We start from the raw sequence: 19,362 nt of genomic DNA on the forward strand, positions 1-19,362 counted from the left end.
CTCCATAACTGCTATCGCGAAAAGCTATGAAGGAAAGAGCCGTGTATACCCGCAGGAAATAGGCCTTACAAACGAAGGTAATAGCACCTTGCCAACCTAGGAATTGATTGGCATAACGTACGAAATTCCAACAAGCGTACAAGGAAGTATCGAATGCGCATTCTCCGCCGTGCACTGATCCTGTTGGTTCTGCTCCTGCTCGCGGGGCTCGCCGTCGTCCTCTATTACATCGCCAACCCCAACCTCCCCGCCTACCAGGCGCCGGAGAAGGTCAACTACCTCGACCAATGGGACGCGCAATCCCGCCAGACCTACTACTACACCCCCCAGGGCACCACGGTTAAGGGCCTGCGCTACGACTGGTTCACCGCGCTGGAGCTGCCCTTCTCCAGCGAGAAGTTCGCCCGCCCCGAGTACCTCGCCCGCTTCGGCTTCCTCGTCGACCCGCAGCAGCAGCCCACCGAACTGAACCCCGGCAACCTGCCCGTGGGCTTCGCCCGGCACGAAGACAACGACACCGGCCAGCAGTACCTGGACATCACCTGCTCCGCCTGCCACACCGGCGAGCTGCACTACAAAGGCCAGGCCATCCGCATCGACGGCGGTGCCGCCCTGCACTCCCTCGCCTCCACCGTGCCCACCCTCAAGGGCGGCGGCTTCGGCCAGGCGCTGGGCATGAGCATGGCCTTCACCTACTACAACCCGCTCAAGTTCAACCGCTTCGCCAAGACCGTGCTCGGCGAGGAGTACCCCAAGGGCAAGGACGAACTGCGCCGCGACTTCAAGGATGTGCTCGACCGCCTGCTGGGCACCGCCTGGAACGACACCCACCGCGGCCTCTACCCCACCCAGGAAGGCTTCGGCCGCACCGACGCCTTCGGCCGTATCGCCAACAGCGTGTTCGGCGACGCCATCGACCCGTCCAACTACCGCATCGCCAACGCCCCGGTGAGCTACCCGCAGGTGTGGGACATCTGGAAGTTCGACTGGGTGCAGTGGAACGGCTCCGCCATGCAGCCCATGGCGCGCAACATCGGCGAATCCCTCGGCGTGGGCGCCAGCCTCACCCTGCACGAGGAGAACGGCCAGCCCGTGCCCCTCGACCAGCGCTACAGCTCCAGCACCCGCGTGCGTGACCTGTACACCCTGGAAGAGACCCTCAAGCGCCTCAAACCGCCGACCTGGCCGGAAGAAGTGCTCGGCAAGATCGACCTGCCCCGCGCCAGCAAGGGCCGCGCCCTGTTCGCCGAGAACTGCGCCTACTGCCACGCCCCCAACCCGCAGCCGGAAGACAAGCGCCTGGCCCCCGCCCGTGACCCGGAGTGGAAGATGCGCATGATCAGCACCCAGGAGATCGGCACCGACCCCACCACCGCCGACAACATCGCCGACCACCGCTTCGACGTCACCAAGCTCGGCTGGACCAAGGAGCAGCTCGCCCAGCTCGACGTGCGCCTGTTCGGCGCCGACCTCAAGGACATCGACTTCGCCAAGATCTCCAGCGCCAAGGGCCTGGCCTACCTCACCGCCTACGTCGAGAACCGCGCCTACGAACAGGCCGGCATCAGCGGCGAGGAGCGCAAGCAGATGGACGGCTACGGCCTGCCCATCGGCGTGCGTGAACTGCGCGCCTACAAGGCCCGCCCGCTGGACGGCATCTGGGCCACCCCGCCCTTCCTGCACAACGGCTCGGTGCCGACGATCTTCCAGCTGCTCTCCCCGGTGTACGAGCGCGCCACCACCTTCTACGTCGGCAACTTCGAGTACGACCCGCAGTTCGCCGGCTTCCGCACCGAAGCCTTCCCCGGCGGCTTCCTCTTCGACACCCGCATCACCGGCAACCACAACAGCGGCCACGAATTCCGCGACGGCTGCCGGGGCAACGGCGTGATCGGCCGTGCCCTCTCGCCGGACGAGCGCCTGGCGCTGATCGAGTACCTCAAGGTGCTGGGCAACGAACGCCTCGAATCGCAGCTCACCCCCGAGCCCGTGCGCCCCTGGACGCCCGGGCCGAACTGCCAGGGCTGAGCCAGGGCCCGCCACCGGCGGGCCTGCGCCCACCCAGAACCACCCGCCTGCGGGCAAGCCAACAACAAGGACCAAGCGCTCATGCTCAAACGTTTATGGCTCTGGCTCGGACGCCTGCTCGGCAGGCTCCTCTTCATCACCGCCGCCGTCGGCCTCATCGGCTGGGGCATCGGCAGCCTCTACTACAGCTGGAAGTTCTCCGGCCCCGTCTCCACCGAGGAGCAGATCCCGCCCACCGAAGCGGCCGATGCCCGCGCCATCATCGAAGACGCCATGCGCGTGGTGGAGCAGCACCGCGACAACACCCGCGTCCTGCGGGACGCCCACGCCAAGGCCCACGGCTGCGTGAAGGCCGAGGTCACCGTGGCGCCCGACCTGGCCGCCGACCTGCGCGCCGGCGTGCTCGCCGAACCGGGCAAGACCTGGCAGGCCTGGATGCGCCTCTCCAACGGCAACGCCTACCCGCAGTTCGACAGCACCCGCGACGCACGCGGCATGGCCATCAAACTGCTCGACGTGCCCGGCCAGAAGCTCATGCCCAGCCCGGCCCACGCCAACGAGCAGGACTTCGTCATGTTCAACCACCCGGTGTTCTTCATCCGCGACGTGGCCGAGTACCGCAGCAACTTCGAAGCCCAGGCCAACGGCCAGAAGGTCGGCGCCTTCTTCCCCAGCCTCGACCCGCGCACCTGGGAGATCCGCCACATGCTGATCGCCCTGCAGACCCTCGCCCCGGCCCCGGACAGCCCCACCGACACCGTCTACAGCTCCGTCTCCCCGTACAAGCTGGGCCAGGCCAACATCAAGTACCGCGTCATCCCCGACCCGCAGGCCTGCCCCGAGTACACCCTGCCCAAGCAGAACACCGCCCTGCCCAACTTCCTGCGCAACGCCCTCTACCAGCGCCTCTCCCTCGACCGCGTACCGGCCTGCTTCGCCCTCCAGGTGCAGGTGCAGAACCCGCAGCACTACATGCCCATCGAGGACACCAGCGTGGAATGGAGCGAGAAGATCTCCCCGTTCCAGACCGTCGCCACCATCAAGGTCCCCGCCCAGGACTTCGATAGCCGCGAGCAGAACGAATTCTGCGACAACCTCTCCTTCAACCCCTGGCACGCCCTCCCCGAACACCGCCCCATCGGTGGCATCAACCGCCTGCGCAAAGCGGTGTATGAGGCGGTGAGTGCGTATCGGCATGAGCGGAATGGGGTTGCACAGGACGGGGACGGAGTGAAGCCGTAGGAACATGGCAACGACTGGCTGAACCATGGGAGTCAGCCAGTCAGCGCCATACAGGCGGGCAACTGATTGGTAGACTCCCGCTCCGCCTTCATTCCTGCCTCGGAAGCACATGGACACTCGACTTACCCGCTTGATCGCCGACTACCAGGCCGCCGTTCGTGAAGTGATCGACGCGATGCAACGCTCTGGCCTTCAACTGCCAGCCTCCAATGACGACTGGGCCGGCAACGACATGGAGCAACGGGGCGAATTGGCCGGTGGCATTCCCTACTTCAAACACGGGTACGGCTGCGCGGCTCGGCTGCCATCCGGAATCGCCGTGGATTTCGATTTTGGCGACAACGGTGAAATCGACGGTGTAGAAGCGTGGCGTCTGGCGGGCTTTGCTGGCTCACGGCTTCGGGATTACGGATTCGACGATGAAAGCGCCTTGATCGCCTGCTTCAAGGCGGCAGTGGAGCGCGATGAATTGGTGTACTCGGGGTACATCCTCTATTACCTGAAACGCTCCTGACCCTTGGTATGACGCGGGCTTCAAGACGGTGGGCTGAAGCCCACCCTACACGCCCCCTTGAATCCTCTGCGTGCTTGCCCTCCCCGCCCCACCTCCCTATCCTTCGCCGGTCGCGGTAAATCCCGCGGCCGGGTTTGACAGCCTGTTGTCTGGGCGCGATTGCGCCACTGGTGCATACGAAAAACGGCGTACGTTTTTTGTAGGCCCATGCACGTATGCAACTTTTACAGTTGCGCCGCTTTATGGCAGATCGCGCGGGGAGACCCTTGCGGTCTGCCGGTTCCTGGACCCGGTCTGTCAACCCCGCGCGGTCTGCCACCTTTCGATTGACAGCGAACAGTGGCAGCTCCTAACCCGTCCAGAGGAGCTTCACCATGCAAGACGCATATACCCCCGTTGTTTTTCTGCGCTACGCCTACCAACTCCGTGCCGTGATGGTCGACAACCGCCCCTGGTTCGTCGCCGAGGATTTCGCGCGGCTGATCGGTGCGCTGCGCCCCTATCGCCTGCCCCAGCGGGTGGACCCGCACCACCGGCGGGCGCTATTCCTGCTGCACCAGTCCGGCGCCCGCGAGGAGGTGGAGGTGATCAGCGATGCCGGGGCCTACCAGGCGCTGTACCGCTTCCACCACCCGGAGCACCGGGCCATCAGCCAGTGGCTGAGCGAGCAGGTGGTGCCAACGCTGCACGACCGCCATCGGGATGCAGAGGCGGCGCCCCGCCGGGCCTACATGTGCTGGGCCAACCAGCCGATCAACGTGCTGAGCTGGCAGGGGGATGTCTGGATCAACCGGCAGGACCTGCCGGTCTTCCTCGCCAGCCTCGATGAGCCGGCATTGCGTACAGACGCCAGTTGGCGGCAAGCGCCCTGGTAAATCGCTGACAGACGGGCCCTTCGGGGCCCGTTTTCGTTTGGGCCGGCGGGATGGGTGCGGGCGGTTTTGCGGGGTGACGCGGGTGGGCGGGGCGTAGGGTGGACCGCGCTTTATCGGTCCACCGTTTGGTGTGAGCTGGGCATGGCGGTGGGAGGGTCGGCGCGGCTTGGGGTTGATGCGGTTCGCTGAGCTCACCGCATCCTACGGGTGCCATGCCGTGTGGTGGGGGTTGTGGGGCGTTGGTGCGTGCAGGTTCGCTCCCGGGCTGAAGCCCGGGCTAAGAGCGCATCGCGAATGGGTTCGCTGCCACTAGGTGAGCGACGTGTTTCAGCCGAAGTGCATGTCGACCAGTTGCATGGCCGGAGCAGGCCTGTCGGAGTGGATATTGCAGAGCTTCACATTTCCGAATCCGAAGCGCGTATGGCACTGGACGTACCATCTCCAGACACCCCCCACGAATGCACCCACGAAGGTGTATTCGAGGTAATCCTGCTTGTATTGGTTGTTCTCCGCATCCCAATCCAGCGACAGCCTGGAGTCGAAACCCACCTCGATGGAACTGTCCAGTTTGACGACCGATGCAGCGCGCTTTGCGAATAGGCCGTTGCCATTCTTCAGATCAGCTGCAACATGAGCGACCTGTTGTGCGCCAACCGCGATGTAGCACCCTGTGAGCATCGAAGTGAAGACGAAGTCGGCCCTTCGCTCAGCGATGCTGGTGACCGCAACGGCACCAGGGGCGTAGTCCACCCAATACCCCCTCAAAGGTGCTTCAGCCCCCGACTGGGGCTCAGTGCCTTGCTTTAGATGACGCACCAGTTCGACACCTGAACTGCCAGCGCGGATATCAAATTCGGCCACCTTGTGTTCATCAAGCCGCAACAGAAACATGTCCGTACCCCACTCACCCTTGGTACCGATCTGCAGGGGGTAGCGCAGCAGGAAGCCGAGCACGTCATCCCGAAATTCCTTGTTGTATCTCTGCATGGGGTGGAAATCCTTCGCAGTATGTGGGTGGGGTGAGCCTTGCCCTGGAGACTCAGGCGTCGCTGGCCGACAGGTGCCACCAGGCTGGCCGGCGGTCGACGAAGGCGTGAGCGGTGGGTGCAAGCGCGGGGTGGTGGTTGTCGTCGAGGCTGCCGAGCAGCAGGCCGAGGGTATCGCCGTCGTCCAGGGCGCCGAGGGTGCTGCCGCAGTGCCGGCAGAACGCGCGGGAAGACTGGGCGGAGGAGCGGTAGCGGGCGGGCTCGCCGTCGGGGCCGGTCCAGGTGATGGCGGCCTTGGGCAGTTCCATCCAGCACAGGGTGAGGCTGCCGGAATGACGCTGGCAGGTGAGGCAAGAGCAGGTGTGCACGCTGACGTCGTGCTCGGGAAGGCGCGCGCTGAAACGGATGGCACCGCAGAGGCAGCCGCCGGTGAAGGTGAGGTCGCCCATGCCGGGCCTCCTTGCCGCGTGGAATTGGGCTTGGAGTGTAGGCGTGCCGCTTCGCTTCGGTAAGGCCCCTCCTCGGCCGGTATTGGGGCGTTTGCGGGCGTTGGCTGGTGGGGGTAGCCCGGGCTTCAGCCCGGGACGGAATGGCAGACGGTCAGATCCAGACGTCGTTCTGGGCGGTGCGTTCGCCGCCTTCTTCGCCGGTGTTGATTACGCCACGGGGTTCGATGAGCAGCATCTTCACTTCGCGTTCAGCATAGGGCTTGTGTTCGACGCCCTTGGGCACGACATACAGCTCGCCGGGGCCGAGCAGGACGGCGCCGTCGCGGAGGTCGATGCGCAACTGGCCTTCGATCACCAGGAAGGCTTCGTCGGTGTCGGCGTGGGAGTGCCAGATGAAGTCGCCTTCGATGCGCACGACCTTGAACTGGTAGTCGTTCATTTCGGCGATGACTTTCGGGGTCCACTGTTCGCTGAACAGGGAGAGCTTGTGCTGCAGGTTGATGCTCGGGTGGGTCGGCTGCACGACGCGGCTCCTGGCTGATGGGTGAGCTGCGAGGGTAGCGAGGGCCGCTGCGATGCGCTTGTACGATCCTGCGGTTTTCTCGGCGGCGTACTACTCGATCCCCCGTGCGCTTTCGGAGCAACTGCGGGGCGACCTGGCACCTCGCCCGCCTGGAACCCGCGAGCGACTACAGGAGCCGCTCGCGTTGCGCCCGCCGTGCCTACGGGGTGAGCGACAGCGGTACGCCCCAGATGGGGTCCTGCTTGCCCTGCTGGCGCAGCGGGGTGATCTGCAGGGGCTGGATCCGCGACAGCAGCGCCTGGTGCCTGTCACTGAGGATGCGCTGGGCGATGAGGGAGGTGGTGAAGTCCATGGGCGCGGGCCAGGTGTAGACGGTGAGGTTCTCCAGCGGGCATTCGACCTTTTCCGGGGCGGTGGCCCGGCATTTGGACGCCTGGTATCGGTAGCCCGGGGTGCGCAGGTGCATGCGTGGGGCCAGCAGCAGTTGACCGCCCTGGACGGTGAAGCTGGCGAGGGCCTTGTCGGCTGGCAGGCGCGACTGGACCTTGATGGAGGGGACGTCGCGGGAGTCGGTCTGCTGGTAGTAGCCGGCCCCCGAGCGCTGGGTGGTCTCGCTGTATTGCTGTTCGCCCCAGGCGACACAGGCGCCCGAGGCCATGTGCACGGCGGTGCAGACGGCCTGGCTCCTGGTTTCGGTGCCGTAGGTGGCGTCCTTCCACACGTCTTCGCGGTAGTACTCGCGGTACAGCTCGGTGGACAGGTACGCGGTGCCGTTGGGGCCGCTGCCGGAGCCGGGTGGGCCGCTGCGGGCGCCGATTTCGTCGAGCACGCCACGGATCTGGTAGTCGTCGCCGCCGGTGAGCAGGTACTTGCCGGGCGGCAGGATGTGCACTTCGAAGGCTTTGAACAGGTAGGTGGCGTTGCGATCCCGCTGCAGTTCGTTGGTCTGGAACCTGCGGCCGAAGGTGATCGTCGGGTCCTGCTCGTTCTGCCAGATCACCGTGGGCGTCCATTGGATCATGTCCAACCCGTCGTTCAGGGTCTTGTGGGGGTTCACGTCGGCCACCAGCACCACGGCCTTGTTGGCCTTGAGGGCGGCGTCGATCTCGTCCAGCAGTTGCGCGTAGCGCGGGTCGTCCATGGTGCCGGGGCTGCCGGTGTAGGGCTCGGGCACGCAGCCGGAAAGGGACAGGGCGAGCAGCACGGCGGCCGGCAGGGCGGAGAGCAGGCGAGGCAGTCTCATGCATCGTTCCTTGATGGGGGCGGACCGGGCATGTTGCGTCGACCGGGGGCGGGGCGAAATAGTGCAGATGAGCTAGCGCGGGGCTGAACGCGGCGGGGCTCCGCCTGGTACGCCCTCCCCGGTTGCCGGGGAGGGCCTTGGGGTCAGCGCAGGCCGTGGACCATGGCGGCGGCGACGCTGAGCACGTCCTGGCCGAGCTTCATGGAACGCTTGCCGTTCCAGCCGGTTTCCGGGGCGGGGTTGTCGTCGTGGTCCTTGAAGGGCATTTCGATGGTGAAGGACAGGCAGTCGAACTCCAGGCCGACGGCGTTGCAGGCCAGGGTGATGTTGGCCTGGCCGGGCTCGTCGCGGGGGTAGCCGTAGCGGGTCTGGAACTCGGCGCCCATGTCGACGAGGCGGCGGCGGAACTCTTCTTCCAGGGCGGCGAGGCGCGGGGTGTAGCCGGGGTTGCCTTCGCAGCCGGCGGTGAACACGTGGGGGATCTCCTCGTCGCCGTGGATGTCGAGGAACAGGTCGACACCGATGCGGCGCATCTGCTGCTGGACGAAGTGGACTTCGGGGGTCTCCGCTTCGCTGGCCGACTGCCAGGCGCGGTTGAGGTCCTTGCCGGCAGCATTGGTGCGCAGGTGGCCACGGTAGGCGCCGTCGGGGTTCATGTTGGGGACGAGGTAGAGGTCGGCGGCGTCGAGCAGGCGCTCCAGCTCCGGGTCCTGGCGCTGCTTGAGGCGCTCGATGATGCCTTCCATGAACCATTCGGCCATGTGCTCGCCGGGGTGCTGCTGGGCAATGATCCAGACGCGGCGCTGGGCCTGGGGGTTGCGGCTGACCTTGAGCAGGGGGATGTCGCGACCTTCGAGGCTCTTGCCGGTGGCGACGATCTCGGCGCCGGCCGCTTCGACGGCCTGGCGGATGAGGGCGTCGTGGCGCGCGCGGCTGTAGGGCTCGAAATAGGCGAACCAGATGTGCGACTGGGTGGGCTCCAGGCCGAAGTGCAGGCCGTTCTCGTCGAAGCGGCTGGGCACGCGGAACCAGTTGACCTGGTCATAGGAGGCGGCGGCGTTGTAGCCGGTCCAGGCGTGGGCGTAGGCGGACTGGCCGGCGTTGACCAGGCTGAAGTCATGATGGCTGCCGGGGGTCATGCCGTCGACCTTGAAGTGGAACCACTGGAAGTGGTGGCTGCGCAGGTCGGGGCGCATGGCGAGAAGGACGTGGCGGGGGTTGCTGGCGTCCTTGACTTCGATGTTGCCGCTGTCGAAATCGGCACTGATCTTCATGGCTACCTCGGGCTGTGTCAGGGGTGCGCGCAAGAATGGCAGGTCGCCCGGTGCGGGCATATGCACCAGGCGACAAAGGCTTGCGTGATGGGGACGGATCAGTGGCCTTCGAGCCGGGCGAGGCGCTCTTCCAGTTCGGCGATGCGGGCTTCCAGCTGCTCGACGCGGCTCTCCAGGCCGGCGCGGGATTCGCTGCGCTCGGGGGCGTCCTGCCGGGTGGCGAGCAGCGCTTCGAGGTCGGCCGCCTCGCCCAGCAGGTGCATGAAGCGCTCTTCACGCTGGCCGCTCTGGCGCGGCAGCACGGTGGCCAGGCCACGGGCGGCGAGGCGGTCGAGGTGGTGGCGGACCTGGTCCAGGTCGTCGAACTCGTGCATGCGGCCGCTGCGGGTGAGCAGTTCGCCGAGGGTCTGCGGGCCGCGCAGCAGCAACAGGCCAAGCAGGATGAGCTGCGGCTGGACCAGCTCCAGGGTCTTGTCGGCGCGCTGCTCCCAGCGGTCGGCGCGGCTGCCCATCACCAGGCGGGCCAGGCCACGCCCTTCGAGGGTGCGCATGCCCTGCCCCACCTGGCCGGCGGTGAGGTTCATCACCGGTTCGCGGCTGGTCTTCTGGTTGCTGGCCAGCACCAGGGCGTTGAGGGTCAGCGGGTAGGACTCGGGGGTGGTGGCCTGCTTCTCGATCAGGCTGCCGAGCAGGCGGACCTCGACGGCGCTCAGGGGCTCGTGGGTGAAGGGCGTTTCGATCTCGCTGGACATGGGGCCATCCATTGGTAGGAAAAGGCCCATAGCCTAGCAGGACGCCCGGCAGCTGCCTGCATGCGCGCAGCGCTCTGGCCCGGCCAGGCCAGCCTCCCCGTCGCTACCCGCTGGATGCCGCATGCTTGCGGGCGGCGCCAGACGTTCAATGATCCGAACACGAGCCTGCTATCGATGGCGTGTTTCAGGATATTTCCGGCCATTTAATCGAATTATTCGATTGTTATGATTTCGCGCAAGAGTGTTTTACATAAGGTTTCAGGCGTTCTCATAGAGTCAAAAATTACACATAACTAACTGTTTTTATTGGATAAATTAAGCACTATCAATGAAATCGATGGTCACCATTGACCATCTCCACTTTTTTATCGATTTTATTTCTCTAACATTGCCCTCGTGTTCACTTTCAACCCCACTTCCACGAGGAACCCATCATGAAAATGCGCATCCTTGCCAGCCTGTTCGCCGTCAGCCTGACCGCTACCGCCAGTGCCTTCGCCCTGCCCCAACAAACCCAGCAGGACTCGCTCCTGACCGCCGGTGCCGAACGCGCCGTGAACCCGCCGGTTGCCGAGAACGGCTCCGATCGCACCCCGGGCTTCCGCGTTGCTGAAGATGGCTCCGACCGCACCCCGGGCATCCGCGTTGCTGAAGACGGCTCCGACCGCACCCCTGGTTTCCGTGTTGCCGAAGATGGCTCCGACCGCACCCCCGGCATCCGCGTGGCCGAAGACGGTTCCGACCGCACCCCTGGCATCCGCGTTGCTGAAGACGGCTCCGACCGCACCCCCGGTATCCGCGTGGCCGAAGACGGCTCCGACCGCACCCCCGGCATCCGCGTCGCCGAAGACGGCTCCGACCGCACCCCCGGCATCCGCGTGGCCGAAGACGGTTCCGACCGCACCCCCGGTTTCCGTGTTGCCGAAGACGGTTCCGACCGCACCCCCGGTTTCCGTGTTGCCTGAGGCCACACGGAACGGAGCGCATCCCGCCTGAGTCAATGCTGTCGCGAGGCCAGATCGATGCCTGAAACATCCCACGCTTGAAGGCGCCCTGACCGGCGCCTTCGGCGTTTATGGGGTACCGCTCACCTCCCCTGTCCTCATCTCTAGGCTCCCGCGCCTGGAACGCACCCGGCTTTCCCCCGGCGTCTGGAGGGCCCATTATTCGGGCATTCCCGTGCACGAGGATGTCCCCATGAGCCAACCCCTCTGGAGCCCGAGCCCCGAGCGAATCGCCGCCACACGGATGGAAGCCTTCCGCCGCCATGTTGCCGAACGCCATGGCGTGGCCGTGCCCGACTACGCCGCGCTGCACGCCTGGAGCGTGGCGGACCGGCCGGCGTTCTGGTCGACCCTGGCCGCGTGGTTCGAGGTGCGTTTCCACCAGCCGCCCCGCGCGGTATTGGAAGAAGGCCCGGTCATGCCGGATGCGCGCTGGTTTCCCGGTGCAACGCTGAACTTCGCCGAGCACCTGCTGCGGCGCCGCGATGACGCGCCGGCGCTGGTGGCGGTGGACGAGGACGGCAGCCGGGTGCAGCTCTCCCATGCCGAGCTGGCCGCCCAGGTCGCCGGGTTGCAGCGCAGCCTGCGGGCGCTGGGCGTCGGGGTGGGGGATCGGGTGGCGGCCTTCATGCCCAACACCTGGCAGACGGTGGTGGGCATGCTCGCCAGCGCCAGCCTGGGGGCGACCTGGTCGTCCTGCTCGCCGGACTTCGGCACCCAGGGGGTGATCGACCGCTTCGGGCAGATCGAGCCCAAGGTGCTGATCGCCGCCGCCGGCTACCACTACGCGGGCAAGACCCTCGACCTCACGCCCAAGCTCAACGAGATCCTCGCCCGCCTGCCCAGCCTGGAGCAGTTGCTGGTGGTGCCCCATGCACGCCCGGACGCCCGGGCGGAGGACTTCCAGACCCCAGCACGGGTGGCGCTGTGGGGCGACTTCTACCAGCCCGGCGGCGAGCTCGTGTTCGTTCCCGTGCCCTTCGACCAGCCGCTCTACATCCTCTACTCCAGCGGCACCACCGGCGTGCCCAAGTGCATCGTCCACGGCGTCGGCGGCACCCTGCTGCAACACCTGAAGGAGCACGGCCTGCACTGCGACCTGAAGGCCGAGGACACGCTGTTCTACTACACCACCTGCGGCTGGATGATGTGGAACTGGCTGGTCTCCGGCCTCGCCCTGGGTGCCACCCTGGTGCTCTACGACGGCTCGCCTTTCCACCCCGCCCCGGAACGCCTGATCGACCTGATCGACGCCGAAGGCATCAGCCTCTTCGGCACCAGCGCCAAGTACATCGCCGCCCTGGAGAAGGCCGGCGTGGAGCCCTGCCGCAGCCACCGGCTGGAACGTCTGAAGACGGTGCTTTCCACCGGCTCGCCCCTGGCCCACGAAGGCTTCGACTACCTCTACCGCCACTTCAAGGCGGACCTCTGCGTGTCGTCCATCTCCGGCGGTACCGACATCGTCTCCTGCTTCACCCTGGGCAACCCGGTGCTGCCGGTGTGGCGCGGCGAGCTGCAATGCAAGGGCCTGGGCATGGATGTGCAGGTGTGGGACGAACAGGGTCAGCGCCTGGTGGGCGAGAAAGGCGAGCTGGTCTGCGCCCGGCACTTCCCGTCGATGCCGGTGGGGTTCTGGAACGACCCGAACGGGGAGAAATTCCACGCGGCCTATTTCGAAACCTTCCCCGGCGTCTGGGCCCACGGCGACTACGCCGAGGAAACCGCCCATGGCGGCCTGGTGATCCACGGCCGCTCGGATGCGGTGCTCAACCCCGGCGGGGTGCGCATCGGCACCGCCGAGATCTACCGCCAGGTGGAGAAGATCGAGGAGGTGCTGGAGTCGATCGCCATCGGCCAGGGCTGGCAGGGCGACGTGCGGGTGGTGCTGTTCGTGCGCCTGCGCGAGGGCGTGGCGCTGGACGAGGCCTTGCAGACGCGCATCCGCCGGGTGATCCGCGACAACACCACGCCGCGCCATGTGCCGGCGAAGATCGTGGCGGTCAGCGACATACCCCGCACCATCAGCGGCAAGATCGTCGAGCTGGCGGTGCGCAACGTGGTCCACGGTCGTCCGGTGAAGAACACCGACGCCCTGGCCAACCCCGCCGCGCTGGAGCAGTTCCGCGACCGCGCGGAATTGGCTGACTGACAGGCACCGGCACGTGGAAAACGGCCGAGGCGGCCACCACCGCCCGGCCTACCCCTATCCAGGGAAATGGCCGACGGGGCAGCCGAATGAAGGGAAACTTTACGTCGAGCGTTCGCGAGCAGCGCTCGCTCCTACGTTGGTGCTCATGACCCCTCCTCCCCAGCCTGAAGCCCGGCTACGTGTCGCGCTCCGTAGGATGCGGTGAGCTCGGCGAACCGCATCAGGTCGTTGCTCAGTGCCGCCGGGCACTCCGGATTGATGGGCTTCGCTGCGCTCAGCGCCATCCTATGAGGTGCCTGAGTCCGACTACGCGCCGTGCTCCGTAGGATACGGTGAGCTCGGCGAACCGCATCAGGCCTTTGCACGGTGCCGCCGGGCACTCCGGATTGATGGGCTTCGCTGCGCTCAGCGCCATCCTAAGGGGTGCCGGCCCGGGCTACGTTTCGCGCCCTGTAGGATGCGGTGAGCTCGGCGAACCGCATCAGGTCGTTGCACGGTGCCGCCGGGTACTCCTGATTGATGGGCTTCGCTGCGCTCAGCGCCATCCTACGGTGTGCTTGAGGCCGGATTGCGGCATGCAAAAAGCCCGGCACGTGGCCGGGCTTTTTGGGTGGATCAGGGGTCGGTTCAGTTGGAGCAACCGTTGCCGAACACGCGGTATTCCACGCGGTGGATTTCGCCCTGGCGGTCTTCGTAGACCATGTGGGCGGGGACGACCTCGCAGACGTCCGGGATGCGGCTGTGGGAGATGACCTTGGCCACATCGAGCTTCATGCCGTAGTGGTAGGTCTTGGTCTGGATGCCGTCGTCCATGGCGGGTGTGGTCGCGAGGGCCAGGGGCGAGAGAAGCGCCAGGGCCAGGGCGGTCAGTACTTTCATGGGCAGTCCCCGTAGGTCTGGAGGGTGGTCGCCGGCCGGGTAGCAGGCGGCGAATTCACGCTATCGGCAGCCTGGATTTCCTACAGGCTGTACGCCCACCCCCACACGGCAGGTGCGTCCTACAAAGCGCGGCCTCCTGAAACGACAATGCCCGGCTCATCGGGCCGGGCATTTGTCAGGGAGCGGGCGGTCAGCCGTTGGAGCAACCGTTGCCGAACACCATGTACTCCAGGCGGTGCACCTTGCCCTGGTGGTCCTCGTAGGTCAGGTAGGCCGGCACCACGCCGCACACATCGGGGACCTCGCTGCGGGAAATCACGCGGGCGATGTCCAGGTCCATGCCGTACTGGTAGTGCTCGACCTCGGCGGGAACGGCCTGGTCAGGCGAGGCAGCGAAGACGAGCGGAGACAGGCCGGCAAGCGCCAGCAACAGGAAAGCTTTCATGGGTTCTAGTACTCGATTGCCTTGAGAAGGGCTTCGGCCCGCCCTCCACGAGCGGGCCGAAGGTATTGCGCGACACCGCACACGAACGGTGAAGTGGATCAAGCATGTGCCTCTGTCGTGGGAGGCGGAATCCATTCTAATGCCCGCCCCACGGGGCTTACAGGGCGATCCAGCACAAGGACTGTGACGTGCTGGTCAACAATCCCTCAGGCGCCGGGCTGGCCCTGGCGCGACTCGTCCACCACCACCGTGCAGGTCATCCCGGCGGACAGCTCCAGCCCCTCGGGGACCTCGTCCAGGTGGATGCGCACCGGCACCCGCTGGGCCAGACGCACCCAGTTGAAGGTGGGGTTCACGTCGGCCACCAGCTCGCGGCTTTCCGGGTTGTCGCGGTCGTAGATGCCGCGCGCCACGCTGTCCACGTGACCGAGCAGGCGCTCGCCGCTCATCAGGCGCATCTCCACCTTCGCGCCCTGGCGGATGCGCGGCAGGCGGGTCTCCTCGAAGTAGCCGTTGACGTAGAAGGAGTGCGCATCCACCAGCGCCATGCCGGCTTGCCCGGCGTGCACGTAGTCGCCCCGGTAGAGGTTGAGGTTGGTCACGTAGCCGTCCACCGGGGCGCGGACTTCGGTGCGTTCCAGGTCCAGCCGCGCGGCGTCGAGCCGGGACAGCGCCTGGCGGTAGCGGGCCATGGCGCCGTCGGCCAGATGGCCGGCGTCCTCGCGGTTCTCCCGTGAGACCACCAGGTCGTCCATGTCGGCTCGCCGGCGGGCGTTCAGCCGGCGCATCTCCAGGTCGGCCTTGCGTGCGGCCACCTCGGCCTCGGCGTCACGTACGGCCAGCTCGTAGTGGGCACGGTCGATGCGCACCAGCACGTCGCCGGCCTTGACCCGCTGGTTGTCGCGCACCGGGATCTCCACCACCAGCCCGGCCACGTCGGGGGCGATGTTGATCACGTCGGCCCGTACCCGGCCGTCACGGGTCCAGGGCGAGTCCATGTAGTGCTGCCACAGGCGCTGCACCAACAGCACCGCCAGGGCGAGGATGAGCAGGGTCGCGCTGACACTGATGATTCGTTTCACGGACAGGGTCTCTCAACGGTAGGTGGCCAGGGCCAGGGAGGCGTACAGGCAGGTGAACAGGCAGACCCGCAGCAGCACGGGGTGCCAGGCCAGGCGGTAGAGGCCGAGCCGCGCGGCGACGCGGTCGATCAGCCAGCCGCCGACCAGGGTGATCAGGAACAGCAGGGTCAGGCTCGGCAGGTAGACGCCGTGCACGGCGATTTCACGGGGCATGGGCGGGTACCGGGGCGGTGCCGGCGTCCTGGTGCTCGGCCCAGGGTGCCAGGGGGTCCAGCAGGGAGGTGCGGATGAAGTGCAGGTAGCTCTGCAACCGCCGCAGCGGCGAGGTCTCGAACTGTGGCGCGCAGGGCTCTGGGGTGGCGCGCACCGCCTCGATGGCCTGCTCGACGGCCTGCAGCGCACGCTGGCGGTTGACCTCGCCGGGCTGGATCAGCAGGCGGATCAGCGCCCGGCCCATGGCGCGCACGGCGTGGCGCCAGGGCATGGATTCGGCATAGCAGGACAGCGCCGGCAGGCGCGCCTGCTCCAGGCGCAGTTCGATCACCGCGTGCCCCACCTCCTGCACGGCGAACATCCAGCGCAGCAGCCGGCGCTGGATGTCCGGACGCCCGGCGGAGAAGGCATAGGCCTGGGCCAGCAGGTCACGGGTGCCGCTCTCGAAACCGCTGATCAGCCCACGGATGCGCCCACTGACGGTGTGCACTGCGCACATGCGCAGGTCGTGCTCCAGACGCCGCCACAGCCAGGGCCGGTTGGGCGGCAGAATCAGCGCCGCCGCCAGGGTCGCCACGGTCATCGACAGCAGCACCGCCAGGTACTCGTTGAGCAGCCGGTAAGGGTCGTACTGCACCAGGTTGCCCGGCAGCGACAGCAGGCAGAACCACACCAGCAGCCCCACGCCGTAGCCGGACCAGGCCGGGCGCGACAGCAGCAGCGCGCCGAGGGCGAAGGTGGGCGCCAGGGCGCAGCAGAGCATGACGAAGCCATCCAGCGAGGGCAGCACGCAGAAGGTGGTGAAGATGCCCGCCAGGGCGCCGCCGGTGGCGCCCAGGGTCAGTTGCAGCGCCAGCCGCTTGGGGTTGGAGGAGGACGAGGCCAGGGCCGAGATCATCCCCACCGTCATGGTGAAGGTCTCCCCGGCGGGCCAGGCGGTGGCCATCCAGAAGGTGCCCAGGGCGAGGATCAGCAGGCTGCTGCGCATGCCCGCCACGGCGGCGGCCAGGAGGTTGGCGCGGGGGCGGAAGCTCTCCTGCCAGTCCTCCCGGTGGTGGCGGTGTTCCAGCAGCGAGGCCAGGGTCATGGCGTAGCCATGGAGGTCGTCGACGAAGCGGAACAGCAGCTCGGCGGCGGTATCGAAATCCAGCGCGCCGGCCTCGTCCACCTGGCGTTCGGCCAACCAGCCGCGCCCGCTGCGGATCAGTTGCATCAGCTCCTGCCGGCAGGCGGCCAGACGTTCGGCGAACTCCGCCGCCTCGGCGTCGCTGCCCAGGCGCTCGCGCTGCGCGGCCAGCAGCGCCGAGACCTCGCCGAGGCACGGCTGCAAGGCCTCGCGCACCAGGTGGGCGCCGCCCAGGTGCAGGCGCTTGAGCAACTGGTGCAGGGCGTGGAAGCGCGTGGAAAGGACCATGAACTCGTTGTTCAGCCGTGCCAGCCGCCCGGCGCGCATGCGCATGTGCGGGTCCTCGAAGGTGGTGGCGTTGCGCATGTTCTCCAAGCCCACGGCCACGGCGGCGAAGCGCGCGTTGAGCGCTTCGAAGCGCTCGCTGTCGAGGCTGCCGGCCAGGCCTTCGCAGGCGAATGCAGCGAAGTCGCGAAAGCGCGCCTGCAAGGTGCCGCGCAGGTCGGCGCTGGTGGTCTGGGGCAGCACCAGGGCGCTGACCAGGCCGGTGCAGAGGATGCCCAGGGTGATCTCCAGCACCCGCCACAGCGCCGACATGAAGGCGCCTTCGGGGTGCAGGGTGGCGGGCAGGCCGATGATCACGGCGGTGTAGCCGGCCAGCACGCAGGCGTAGCCACGGAAGTCCCGGTAGCGTGCCGCGCCGGCGGTGCACAGGCCGATCCAGATGGCGATGGCCAGCATGAACAGCACCCGCTCCTGATTGAACAGGGCGATCAGCGCCACCATCACCGTCAGCCCCAGCAGCGTGCCGATGATGCGGTAGAAGCTCTTGGCCAGGACCTGCCCGCTCTGCGGCTGCATGACGATGAACACGGTGACCAGCACCGTGCCGGGCTGCGGCAGCTCCAGGCGGTAGGCCAGCCACAGGGCGATGAAGGCGGTGAGCAGGGCCTTGAAGATGAAGACCCAGGTGACCCCTTCGGTACGGGCCCAATGGGCAAGGTCACGGCGCAGCGCCGTGGTCCAGGTAGCGTCGATGTTCATGGGCGTGCCAGGCGGAAGCGGGGTTCGGAGGGCGTCAGGTGTTCAGTGGCAGGGCCGGCTTCCTGCGGCAGGCCACCGCCCAGCTGCAGCAGCAGGTCGGCCTGGGCGGCGAGGCGCCGTGCGCGCACCTGCTGCTCCACGCGCTGGGCCTCGAACAGGGCCGGCTGCGCCTGCAGCACCTCGCTGTAGTCGGTCAGCCCGCGTTGCTGGGCCAGCAGGGTCAGGTCGCAGGCGTGTCGCGCCTGGGCCACGGAGACTTCCGCCAGGCGCTGTTGCTGGTGCAGCGACTCCAGGCGCACCAGGGCATCGGCCACGCCCTTGATGGCCTGCACCAGGGTCTGGTCGTAATGCCCCACTGCCAGGTCGTAGCCGGCGCTGGCTTCGGCCAGTTGGCCGCGCCGCCGCCCGCCGTCGTAGAGCGGCAGGGACAGCGCCGGGCCGAGGCCCCAGGTGAGCTTGTCGTAGCGCAGGAAATCCAGCACGCCGCCCTGCACCGCCGAGCTGCCAAGACCGCCGAGCAGGTCGACATTGGGGTAGAAATCCGCCTTGGCCGCCTCGATGCCCTTGGCTTCGGCCGCCACCTGCCAGCGTGCCGCCACCAGGTCCGGGCGATGGCCGAGCAGTTCCAGGGGCAGGCGCGGCGGCAGGCCGATGTCCCTGAGCAGCGCCAGGCGCGGCCGAGTCATGGCTTCGGCAGCCCCCGGCCCCTCCCCTGCCAGTGCGGCGATCAGGTTGTGATCGAGGGCGATGCTTTCGCGCAGTTCGTCGATCTGCCGCTCCACGGGCGGGATGCCCATTTCCGCGCGGGTCACCTCCAGGCGGGTGCCGATACCGTCGTGGCGACGACGCTTGGCCAGCCCCACCAGCTGCTGGCGCTGGGTCAGCTCGGCCTGGGCGATGTCCAGCTGGCTGTGATGGAGCGCGAGGCCGATATAGGCGCGCACCAGGTTGCCCTGCAGTTCCAGGGCTGCCAGCCGGGCTTCGGCGACGCTGGCCCGGGCACGGTCCACCGCCGCCTCGCCACGGGCACGCTCGCGGCCCCAGAGGTCCAGCGGGTAGCTGAAGCCGAGCTGGCTGGTGTTGTTCCACGAGCTGGTGCGCGCCAGGTCGCCGGGGCCATAGAAGGCGTCGTCGGGCCAGCGCTTGCGCTGCACGTTGGCGGCCAGGCCGAGGCTGGGCGATTCGTCCGCCTCCACCACGTGGGCCAGGGCCCGCGCCTGGCGGACCCGGGCGGCGGCCATGTCCAGGCTCGGGCTGCCGGCCAGGGCGCGGTCCATCCAGGCGTCCAGCTGCGGGTCGCCGAAGGCTCGCCACCACTGGCTGGCGGGCCAGCCGGCCTGGGCCTCGGCCGAAGCGATGGCGGCCCCCACCTCCAGCGCGGCCGGGTCGGGGACCTGGCTGGCCGGGGCGATGCCGTTGGAGTCGATGCAGGAACAGAGGAGCGGGAAACAGACGTACAGGCTGACCCGGAGCAAGCCGGGCCGATCGATGCGGGGCACGTGCGGCGAATCCTGATGGCAAGGGCTCTGGTGGC

General features: G+C 67.4%; 18 protein-coding genes. 6 read left to right on the plus strand and 12 right to left on the minus strand.

Annotated features, from left to right (window positions below):
* Positions 1–153 precede the first annotated feature (153 nt).
* From PotMrB4_RS16855 to PotMrB4_RS16870, 4 genes are all read left to right on the plus strand, one after another.
* Positions 154–2,028: a di-heme-cytochrome C peroxidase gene (locus PotMrB4_RS16855; RefSeq protein ID WP_142008417.1), complete on the plus strand. Its 1,875-nt coding sequence runs from the start codon at positions 154–156 to the stop codon at positions 2,026–2,028.
* An 81-nt stretch (positions 2,029–2,109) separates the two neighbouring features.
* A complete protein-coding gene (locus tag PotMrB4_RS16860) occupies positions 2,110–3,270 on the plus strand; it encodes a catalase family protein (protein ID WP_172433991.1) in 1,161 nt (386 codons plus the stop codon).
* Between the two features lie 130 nt (positions 3,271–3,400).
* Positions 3,401–3,784: a DUF6896 domain-containing protein gene (locus tag PotMrB4_RS16865; RefSeq protein WP_232060724.1), complete on the plus strand. Its 384-nt coding sequence runs from the start codon at positions 3,401–3,403 to the stop codon at positions 3,782–3,784.
* Between the two features lie 374 nt (positions 3,785–4,158).
* Positions 4,159–4,659, plus strand: coding sequence for a BRO family protein (locus tag PotMrB4_RS16870; protein ID WP_044407080.1), 501 nt, complete (start codon positions 4,159–4,161; stop codon positions 4,657–4,659).
* A 327-nt stretch (positions 4,660–4,986) separates the two neighbouring features.
* On the opposite strand, the gene PotMrB4_RS16875 is transcribed toward PotMrB4_RS16870, so the two are convergent.
* The 6 genes from PotMrB4_RS16875 to PotMrB4_RS16900 form a co-directional block, all read right to left on the minus strand.
* Positions 4,987–5,646 (minus strand): hypothetical protein, encoded by a 660-nt coding sequence (locus PotMrB4_RS16875; RefSeq protein WP_160483314.1) that lies wholly within the window; start codon positions 5,644–5,646, stop codon positions 4,987–4,989.
* A gap of 52 nt (positions 5,647–5,698) precedes the next feature.
* Positions 5,699–6,094, minus strand: coding sequence for a GFA family protein (locus tag PotMrB4_RS16880; RefSeq protein WP_142008407.1), 396 nt, complete (start codon positions 6,092–6,094; stop codon positions 5,699–5,701).
* A 151-nt stretch (positions 6,095–6,245) separates the two neighbouring features.
* Complete coding sequence (locus tag PotMrB4_RS16885; protein WP_232060725.1) at positions 6,246–6,617, minus strand: cupin domain-containing protein; 372 nt, start codon at positions 6,615–6,617, stop codon at positions 6,246–6,248.
* A gap of 199 nt (positions 6,618–6,816) precedes the next feature.
* Positions 6,817–7,860 (minus strand): hypothetical protein, encoded by a 1,044-nt coding sequence (locus tag PotMrB4_RS16890; RefSeq protein WP_172433993.1) that lies wholly within the window; start codon positions 7,858–7,860, stop codon positions 6,817–6,819.
* Between the two features lie 143 nt (positions 7,861–8,003).
* Positions 8,004–9,134 carry a M14 family metallopeptidase gene (locus PotMrB4_RS16895; RefSeq protein ID WP_172433994.1) on the minus strand — a complete coding sequence of 377 codons (1,131 nt, stop codon included), beginning with the start codon at positions 9,132–9,134 and terminating at the stop codon, positions 8,004–8,006.
* A gap of 98 nt (positions 9,135–9,232) precedes the next feature.
* The gene (locus tag PotMrB4_RS16900) at positions 9,233–9,886 is read right to left on the minus strand and encodes a YceH family protein (RefSeq protein ID WP_044403674.1); all 654 of its coding nucleotides are present in this window, start codon (positions 9,884–9,886) and stop codon (positions 9,233–9,235) included.
* Positions 9,887–10,320: 434 nt separating this feature from the next.
* On the opposite strand from PotMrB4_RS16900, the gene PotMrB4_RS16905 reads away from it, so the two are divergent.
* Both PotMrB4_RS16905 and PotMrB4_RS16910 read left to right on the plus strand, forming a co-directional pair.
* On the plus strand, positions 10,321–10,851 hold the full coding sequence (locus PotMrB4_RS16905; RefSeq protein WP_172433995.1) for a hypothetical protein: 531 nt from the start codon (positions 10,321–10,323) through the stop codon (positions 10,849–10,851).
* A gap of 232 nt (positions 10,852–11,083) precedes the next feature.
* Positions 11,084–13,039 (plus strand): acetoacetate--CoA ligase, encoded by a 1,956-nt coding sequence (locus PotMrB4_RS16910; RefSeq protein WP_172433996.1) that lies wholly within the window; start codon positions 11,084–11,086, stop codon positions 13,037–13,039.
* 627 nt (positions 13,040–13,666) lie between these two features.
* On the opposite strand, the gene PotMrB4_RS16915 is transcribed toward PotMrB4_RS16910, so the two are convergent.
* The 6 genes from PotMrB4_RS16915 to PotMrB4_RS16940 form a co-directional block, all read right to left on the minus strand.
* Positions 13,667–13,918 (minus strand): DUF2790 domain-containing protein, encoded by a 252-nt coding sequence (locus PotMrB4_RS16915; RefSeq protein ID WP_044403681.1) that lies wholly within the window; start codon positions 13,916–13,918, stop codon positions 13,667–13,669.
* A gap of 190 nt (positions 13,919–14,108) precedes the next feature.
* Positions 14,109–14,363, minus strand: a complete 255-nt coding sequence (locus PotMrB4_RS16920) for a DUF2790 domain-containing protein (RefSeq protein WP_142008358.1) — start codon at positions 14,361–14,363, stop codon at positions 14,109–14,111.
* Between the two features lie 206 nt (positions 14,364–14,569).
* Complete coding sequence (locus PotMrB4_RS16925) at positions 14,570–15,451, minus strand: efflux RND transporter periplasmic adaptor subunit (RefSeq protein WP_394354041.1); 882 nt, start codon at positions 15,449–15,451, stop codon at positions 14,570–14,572.
* 6 nt (positions 15,452–15,457) lie between these two features.
* Positions 15,458–15,658, minus strand: coding sequence for a DUF1656 domain-containing protein (locus tag PotMrB4_RS16930; protein ID WP_044403687.1), 201 nt, complete (start codon positions 15,656–15,658; stop codon positions 15,458–15,460).
* Positions 15,648–17,828: an FUSC family protein gene (locus tag PotMrB4_RS16935; protein WP_172433998.1), complete on the minus strand. Its 2,181-nt coding sequence runs from the start codon at positions 17,826–17,828 to the stop codon at positions 15,648–15,650. Before PotMrB4_RS16935 ends, PotMrB4_RS16930 begins: the two co-directional genes overlap by 11 nt.
* Positions 17,825–19,327, minus strand: coding sequence for an efflux transporter outer membrane subunit (locus tag PotMrB4_RS16940; RefSeq protein ID WP_172433999.1), 1,503 nt, complete (start codon positions 19,325–19,327; stop codon positions 17,825–17,827). Before PotMrB4_RS16940 ends, PotMrB4_RS16935 begins: the two co-directional genes overlap by 4 nt.
* Between the last annotated feature and the right edge of the window lie 35 nt (positions 19,328–19,362).

It is taken from the genome of Metapseudomonas otitidis (assembly GCF_011397855.1).
Lineage (GTDB): Bacteria > Pseudomonadota > Gammaproteobacteria > Pseudomonadales > Pseudomonadaceae > Metapseudomonas > Metapseudomonas otitidis.

What these genes read in the sequence shown, in the direction of transcription:
- PotMrB4_RS16855 (WP_142008417.1), top strand. Translation starts at nt 154, where the DNA reads ATGCGCATTCTCCGCCGTGCACTGATCCTGTTGGTTCTGCTCCTGCTC.
- PotMrB4_RS16860 (WP_172433991.1), top strand. Translation starts at nt 2,110, where the DNA reads ATGCTCAAACGTTTATGGCTCTGGCTCGGACGCCTGCTCGGCAGGCTC.
- PotMrB4_RS16870 (WP_044407080.1), top strand. Translation starts at nt 4,159, where the DNA reads ATGCAAGACGCATATACCCCCGTTGTTTTTCTGCGCTACGCCTACCAA.
- PotMrB4_RS16875 (WP_160483314.1), bottom strand. Translation starts at nt 5,646, where the DNA reads ATGCAGAGATACAACAAGGAATTTCGGGATGACGTGCTCGGCTTCCTG.
- PotMrB4_RS16880 (WP_142008407.1), bottom strand. Translation starts at nt 6,094, where the DNA reads ATGGGCGACCTCACCTTCACCGGCGGCTGCCTCTGCGGTGCCATCCGT.
- PotMrB4_RS16890 (WP_172433993.1), bottom strand. Translation starts at nt 7,860, where the DNA reads ATGAGACTGCCTCGCCTGCTCTCCGCCCTGCCGGCCGCCGTGCTGCTC.
- PotMrB4_RS16895 (WP_172433994.1), bottom strand. Translation starts at nt 9,134, where the DNA reads ATGAAGATCAGTGCCGATTTCGACAGCGGCAACATCGAAGTCAAGGAC.
- PotMrB4_RS16900 (WP_044403674.1), bottom strand. Translation starts at nt 9,886, where the DNA reads ATGTCCAGCGAGATCGAAACGCCCTTCACCCACGAGCCCCTGAGCGCC.
- PotMrB4_RS16905 (WP_172433995.1), top strand. Translation starts at nt 10,321, where the DNA reads ATGAAAATGCGCATCCTTGCCAGCCTGTTCGCCGTCAGCCTGACCGCT.
- PotMrB4_RS16910 (WP_172433996.1), top strand. Translation starts at nt 11,084, where the DNA reads ATGAGCCAACCCCTCTGGAGCCCGAGCCCCGAGCGAATCGCCGCCACA.
- PotMrB4_RS16915 (WP_044403681.1), bottom strand. Translation starts at nt 13,918, where the DNA reads ATGAAAGTACTGACCGCCCTGGCCCTGGCGCTTCTCTCGCCCCTGGCC.
- PotMrB4_RS16920 (WP_142008358.1), bottom strand. Translation starts at nt 14,363, where the DNA reads ATGAAAGCTTTCCTGTTGCTGGCGCTTGCCGGCCTGTCTCCGCTCGTC.
- PotMrB4_RS16930 (WP_044403687.1), bottom strand. Translation starts at nt 15,658, where the DNA reads ATGCCCCGTGAAATCGCCGTGCACGGCGTCTACCTGCCGAGCCTGACC.
- PotMrB4_RS16935 (WP_172433998.1), bottom strand. Translation starts at nt 17,828, where the DNA reads ATGAACATCGACGCTACCTGGACCACGGCGCTGCGCCGTGACCTTGCC.